Source organism: Odoribacter sp., from assembly GCF_985060555.1.
On sequence record NZ_CFKYFN010000026.1, the window covers coordinates 88,167 to 94,166 of the forward strand.

Genomic DNA, 6,000 nt, shown 5'->3' on the forward strand with positions numbered 1-6,000 from the left:
ATCTTGATTTAGCTAGTTATTTCGTATCAAAACTATATTAAACTTCCGAGAACTTTTGTGTTATAATCGTTTTTATTTCAGAAAATAACAGAAATCGCTTTCTGAAACTTTTCATACTTACAGGCGTTAAAAAATAAAAAGTCGATATGGCAGTTTCTGTATCCTTAAAAAAATTGGCTGAAATACTTGGGTTGGCTCCTTCTACCGTTTCGCGTGCACTGAAGGGGCATCCGGATATTAGCCGGGCTACTCAGGAAAGGGTGAGGGCTTTGGCACAGGAATTGCACTATAAACCTAGTGCGTTGGCATTGAGTCTGAGAAATAAAAGATCTAACTCGATCGCTATGCTGGTTCCTTTTTTAGGAAATTATTTTTATGCCTGTGCTGTGAGTAGTGTGATTCGTTCTGCATATTCATCGGGGTATAAGGTGATTGTGTTTGAAAATGGAGAGGATTATGAACAAGAGGTAAAGATCTGTCAGTTTCTCCAGAAATCCGGGATCGATGGCTTGGTAGTTGCGCCTGCCAGGACGACGAATGACCTGGATCATTTTGTGAAATTGCAGCATGAGGGGATTCCGATGGTGTTTTTCGATCGTATAGCTCCCAATCTGGATACCGACCGGGTACTCGAAGATGATTATAAAGGAGCCTGTACGGTGGTCAGACATATGATTGACGGTGGATGCCGGAAGATTGCACATATCGCTTTGCCCCGCCGTTATCTTTGGGCGCAGAAAAGAGAAAAAGGATATTTGCAGGCGTTGAAAGACCGGCATTTGTTCACCGATGAAAAACTGATCGTCGAATGTGAGGATGTGTCGGAAGTTTATAGAATTACCCGGCAATTGGTGTTGCATTCCGGAGTCGATGGTATTTTTGCCGCTAACGATGCCTTTGCCGTGCATGTATTGAGTGTACTTCGGCAGATGAAATGCAGGGTACCGGAAGAAGTTGCTGTATGCGGATATGGTAACGAACCATCGACAGAAGTAACCTTTCCCGCTTTGACTACCGTGAATAAAGATGGGTATCGGGTAGGGAATATCGCTGCCGGTTTGTTGATTCGCCGCATCGAGGATAAAGAGGAGGTCCCGACAGTGACCCGGTTGTTGAAACCCGAATTAATTGTACGGGATTCTACTCTGTCTGTCGATCGGTAATAAATTTATTATATCTTTGATAAGTTAATGATTTACGAATGTTGATGAGAATATTGATTCCTTTTATAATTTTATCCTGTATCGTGTGTTGCAGGACAAAAGAATTGCGAATTCCCGATCAACCGGGCCTGTCCCATTTGGCTTCGCCCGTTTTTCTGAAATCCGATACCACTTGGGTCGATCTGAAGGATTATTTCTTATATCCTGAAAAAATTAAAAAAATTATTCCGTTTGCCGGTGTAAAGTTGTATTGGGACAAAACGGCCTCTACGTTAGGAGTAATTGCCGGGGATTCAGGTGTGTTATTATCCGGGATGAACATCCGTTACGAGGGATATGATTATCAGATTCCGGTGATGCGGCCGAATCCGGATGCCGGTTTTTATATCGGTACCGATGAAGTAAGGGGAGATACGTTTTTTTTACAGAGTACCTCTCCGGTAATAGACTGGGCTGTTTATTTTCAAAATTATAAACTGGCAGAAAATTTCCTTTCCTGTACGGAAAAGAGGGTAGGTATCGTGTTACCCGAAGCTGCCCGTCAGTTGAAGTATGGAGAGTTGAGGATTTGGGCGAGAGATAGTTTCAGTATTTCAAATGCGATTATTATCCCTCTTAGACGAGGCAAATTGATTACCGAAGTCGGGCAATTGAACGATACAGATAAGAGGACTACAGTTATTTATGGTTTGGAAGTGAAAGAGTTGGCCACGCCGGATACCGGGTTCATAGCCGATTCGATGAACCCGGCTTATTCGAATATAGAGGTTGCTGCTATCGGTCAAAAAATGGTAGAAGGTTATTTCAAAGACTTGGGGATAAATACGCTCTATTTGTTTCCGAAAGCTTCGGCTGATAGTTTGTCTGCCGATCTTCGAAAGTTGGAGCTGGAAGCTCGGCGGTGCCGGCTGACCGTTGTCGTAACGGACAGTCTTGCCGGATTAGACCGTTTTGTTTTTGATAAAGCCACTGCGGTTTTTGCCAGGTCGAATACGGGTTTTGAAATTTTAGCACAGGCATTGAATGCTACTTTTCAGGATGCGGAGAATGACTATTTAGGGATTCATTATTCGGGTAACGGCGAAGCTCCGCGTTTTGTCACCCGTACCGATGAATTTTCCCTTTTGCCTGTACAGAGTGAGCGACAGGATACGGTCTATCGGAAATTAGTCCAATTTCTGGCTTTTAATGTGACGATTCCGGGGATTCCTATGATTGGGGAAGGGGATGAAATCGGTTGGCCGAAAAAGGAAGGAATACTTGGGCAGGGGGAGGAATGGACCGACGAACAGCTGAACGTGAAATCGAAGCTGAGTGCTTTAAATCAATTGCGAGGTGAACATATGGCTTTACTCTATGGGGATTTTATCCCCCTTCGGGTGGAAAAGCAAATTTACGCTTATATCCGTTCTTTTTTCGGTAAAAATGTCCTCGTAGTTTTCAACAAAGGCAAAGAAACGGTCTCTTTAAAGCTCGATTTACCGGAGATGAAACGGGAGGAAAACTTCTCTTCCCTATTCGGTAACCGTTTTAGCTATGATAATTCGAAAATAATTCTGGATGTCCCCGCCTATGGAGTCGAGATCATCTATAATTGAATAGTCACCTGGGCGAAAGTTTATAAAGTTCATCGATTTTATAGATGCTTTTTCTTTGGCGAGGTTCTTTTTATTTCCTGACAATATGTGCTGGTATTCGATTGGGCTATGTCTTGAAATTCCCTTTTGTTCAGCTTCTCTATGTATAAATAATAACATCGACTTAGTGAAAGTTGACAGGATTAGCAACTTGGGTATTGTTGTTTTTGTGTATATTTTAGAAAACGGATAAGGTTCGCTTTTCAGGCTTCCTGAGAAACGAACCGAATCAAAAATAAAGTGATGTTAATCCAATACCCCTTTAATACGGTCTTCGAAAGCTGAGAGTGCTGCTTTGGCTCCTTCTCCCATTGAGATAATAATTTGTTTATAGGGGACGGTGGAAACATCGCCGGCTGCATAGATACCCGGAATGTCGGTCCGGCAATGGGCATCGATGATGATTTCTCCCAGACGATTGGTCGCGACAATTTCTTTAAAAGCACTGCTATTGGCTGCTAGTCCGATTTGTACGAAAATACCGTCCAGGGGGAACAAGCGTTCATTACCCGTTGTCCTGTCTTTTGTGCGAATGCCTGTCACTTTTTCTTTGTCTCCCACCACTTCGGTTGTTTGGGAGTTGACCAGAATTTCTACATTAGGCAGACTTTTCGCTTTTTCCTGTAATACCTGATCGGCTTTTAACTCTTCCAGGAATTCAAAAACAGTTACTTTAGAACAAATTCCCGCCAAATCGATCGCTGCTTCGATTCCTGAATTACCTCCTCCGATGACAGCCACGTGTTTTCCTTTATAAAAAGGACCATCACAGTGGGGGCAAAAAGCTACTCCTTTACCGATATAGTCTGTTTCGCCAGGTACATTCAAACGCCGCCAACTAGCTCCGGTAGCGATAATGATAGCCGGGGCGACAAATTTTTCTCCTCCGGTTACCGAAAGAATTTTTTCTTTTCCGGTATGCTCCATTTTTTCCACTTTCCGATGTTCGAACAGATCGATCGGATAATGTTGAAGATGGGTACGCAGATTATCGGCAAGCTGACTACCTGTCGTGTAAGGAATAGAAATCAGATTTTCGATACCCACGGTTTCTTTCACCTGGCCTCCGATACGCTCGGCAATGATGGCTACTTTCAGTCCTTTTCTGGCCGAGTAGATGGCTGCCGAAGAGCCTGCCGGACCACCTCCTACGATCAGGACGTCGTATTTCTTTTCCGGGATTTCCTGGCCGGTATTCTCCGAACCGTAGGTCGCCTCCAATTTTTCAAGGAGTTCTCCGAATTCTCCCCGTCCGATGTGTATGAGCTTACCGTCGGCATATACCGAAGGCACTCCCTGTATATGCAGAGCCTCTACTTCGGCTTGATTTATCGCTCCGTCTACCATTTCGTGTTCTATGTTGTCGTTCAGGATAGCCATCAGATTCAAGGCCTGTACAACATCCGGACAATTCGTACATGTTAAGGATACATAGGTAGTTAACCGGATCGGTCCCTTCAAGGCTGCTATACGTTTCTGTAAGTTCCCGTCGGGTATGTTTTTCCCTTTGCCGTCGCTGTTGAGGATGGCCAATAGTAAAGAAGTGAATTCGTGACCGTTCGGTATGCCCCGGAATTTGATCCTCGTTTTTTGTTCATTTTTCAGCAATTCAAATTCCAGCCCCTCTCCTTCTTCCAGCCGGTAATTGATTTTTTCTGAACAAGAGGCGACATCCTCTAATAGTTCGATCAATTCATTCCGGTTTTCGTGTCGGGGATTAAGCCGGATTAAAAAAGTGTATCGGGAATCCAGCGGTGCAAAAATGGTGCGTAACTGGTCTTTTAATGCTGTTTCTAACATAGCGTATATTTTTTCAGAAGATGATAAAGGGTTTCAATGGCAGGCAGACTTTTCAGCAACCGGTCGGACCATTGAAACCCTGAAATTAGTCCGGGATTAAATTTTACCGACTAAGTCGATACTGGGCTTTAAGGTCGCTTCACCTTTTTTCCATTTAGCCGGGCAAACTTCACCGGTATGAGTGGCTACGAATTGAGCCGCTTCAACTTTTCTTAAAAGTTCGTTCGCGTCCCTCCCGATGTTATTGTCATGAATTTCTACAACTTTGATCTGGCCTTCCGGATTCACGACAAAAGTTCCCCGGTAAGCCATTCCTTCTTCCTCGATCATGACTCCGAACGCACGGCTTAAAGCTCCTGTCGGGTCTGCCAACATCGGATATTTGATTTTACGGATGCTTTCAGAAGCATCGTGCCATGCTTTGTGTACAAAGTGAGAGTCTGTGCTTACAGAGTAGATCTCCACACCCATGGCCTGAAATTGTTCGTACTTTTCAGCCATATCGACCAATTCGGTCGGACAAACAAAAGTGAAGTCGGCCGGATAGAAGAAGAAGATTCCCCATTTACCCTTTACATCTTTGTCGGTTACTGTTTTGAATTGACCGTTTTGAAATGCCTGTACACTGAATTCAGGAAGCTGAGAATTGATAATTGTTTGCATAATCTTTATTTTTAAATTGTTATTGTTTTTTCTTTTCGATACAAAAATATATCAATTATGTCGATAAATAAAATATTTTTGATCGATAGTTTCTATGCTGATATAGATAAACCGAATGAGTGAAAAAGAACCCTTATCTTTGTTGTGATTTTAAATGAAAGTTATGAGAAAGTATATTTTTGAATTGGAGATGAAAGTCCGGGATTATGAGTGTGATTTGCAGGGGGTGGTGAATAATGCCAATTATCAGCATTATATGGAGCATGCCCGTCATGAGTTTTTGGAGCATGCCGGTGCTAATTTCGGGGAATTACATCAGCAAGGTATCGATGCGATGGTGGCCCGGGTCGAGATCGACTATAAAGTGTCTTTGATCAGCGGGAATCGTTTTTCTGTTAAATTGAATATATCCCGGGAAGGGGCTAAGCTGGTGTTTTTAGAAGATATTTATCGGCTGTCGGATGATAAGTTATGTGCCCGTGGCCGGGTGGAATCGATTTGTGTAAAGGATGGGAAATTGACCCGGGGGGAATTATTCGATGAAATCTTTGCCGATTATTTGAAATAATTTTGAAAAAAAAACAGCATTTTGTTTGGAGTGAAAGAAAAAAGCACTACTTTTGTACCCGCAATCGAACAAGATCGCACGGGCGCTTAGCTCAGTTGGTTCAGAGCATCTGGTTTACACCCAGAGGGTCGGGGGTTCGAATCCCTCAGCGCCCACAAAAGGAAGTCAA

The 6,000-nt window shown here is 43.2% G+C and carries 5 protein-coding genes and 1 tRNA gene; 4 read left to right on the forward strand and 2 right to left on the reverse strand.

The genetic code is table 11. The features are described from left to right. Positions 1-146: 146 nt before the first annotated feature. The gene (locus tag AC5RDS_RS03380) at positions 147-1,163 is read left to right on the forward strand and encodes a LacI family DNA-binding transcriptional regulator (protein ID WP_013612934.1); all 1,017 of its coding nucleotides are present in this window, start codon (positions 147-149) and stop codon (positions 1,161-1,163) included. A 38-nt stretch (positions 1,164-1,201) separates the two neighbouring features. Then, on the forward strand, positions 1,202-2,761 hold the full coding sequence (locus AC5RDS_RS03385) for an alpha-amylase family glycosyl hydrolase (protein WP_118107214.1): 1,560 nt from the start codon (positions 1,202-1,204) through the stop codon (positions 2,759-2,761). A 285-nt stretch (positions 2,762-3,046) separates the two neighbouring features. Here AC5RDS_RS03385 and ahpF read toward each other — a convergent pair whose 3' ends face one another. Both ahpF and ahpC read right to left on the reverse strand, forming a co-directional pair. After that, positions 3,047-4,600, reverse strand: a complete 1,554-nt coding sequence (gene ahpF / locus AC5RDS_RS03390; protein ID WP_118112542.1) for an alkyl hydroperoxide reductase subunit F — start codon at positions 4,598-4,600, stop codon at positions 3,047-3,049. Between the two features lie 96 nt (positions 4,601-4,696). Next, the gene (ahpC, locus tag AC5RDS_RS03395) at positions 4,697-5,263 is read right to left on the reverse strand and encodes an alkyl hydroperoxide reductase subunit C (RefSeq protein WP_013612937.1); all 567 of its coding nucleotides are present in this window, start codon (positions 5,261-5,263) and stop codon (positions 4,697-4,699) included. A 163-nt stretch (positions 5,264-5,426) separates the two neighbouring features. Between ahpC and AC5RDS_RS03400 the strand changes: the two genes are divergently transcribed. Further along, positions 5,427-5,831: an acyl-CoA thioesterase gene (locus tag AC5RDS_RS03400; protein WP_013612938.1), complete on the forward strand. Its 405-nt coding sequence runs from the start codon at positions 5,427-5,429 to the stop codon at positions 5,829-5,831. An 80-nt stretch (positions 5,832-5,911) separates the two neighbouring features. Further along, positions 5,912-5,986: transfer RNA gene (locus AC5RDS_RS03405), tRNA-Val, on the forward strand. Positions 5,987-6,000 lie beyond the last annotated feature (14 nt).

Coding starts and splice junctions, on each gene's coding strand:
- AC5RDS_RS03380 (WP_013612934.1), top strand. CDS start 147: ATGGCAGTTTCTGTATCCTTAAAAAAATTGGCTGAAATACTTGGGTTG.
- AC5RDS_RS03385 (WP_118107214.1), top strand. CDS start 1,202: ATGTTGATGAGAATATTGATTCCTTTTATAATTTTATCCTGTATCGTG.
- ahpF (WP_118112542.1), bottom strand. CDS start 4,600: ATGTTAGAAACAGCATTAAAAGACCAGTTACGCACCATTTTTGCACCG.
- ahpC (WP_013612937.1), bottom strand. CDS start 5,263: ATGCAAACAATTATCAATTCTCAGCTTCCTGAATTCAGTGTACAGGCA.
- AC5RDS_RS03400 (WP_013612938.1), top strand. CDS start 5,427: ATGAGAAAGTATATTTTTGAATTGGAGATGAAAGTCCGGGATTATGAG.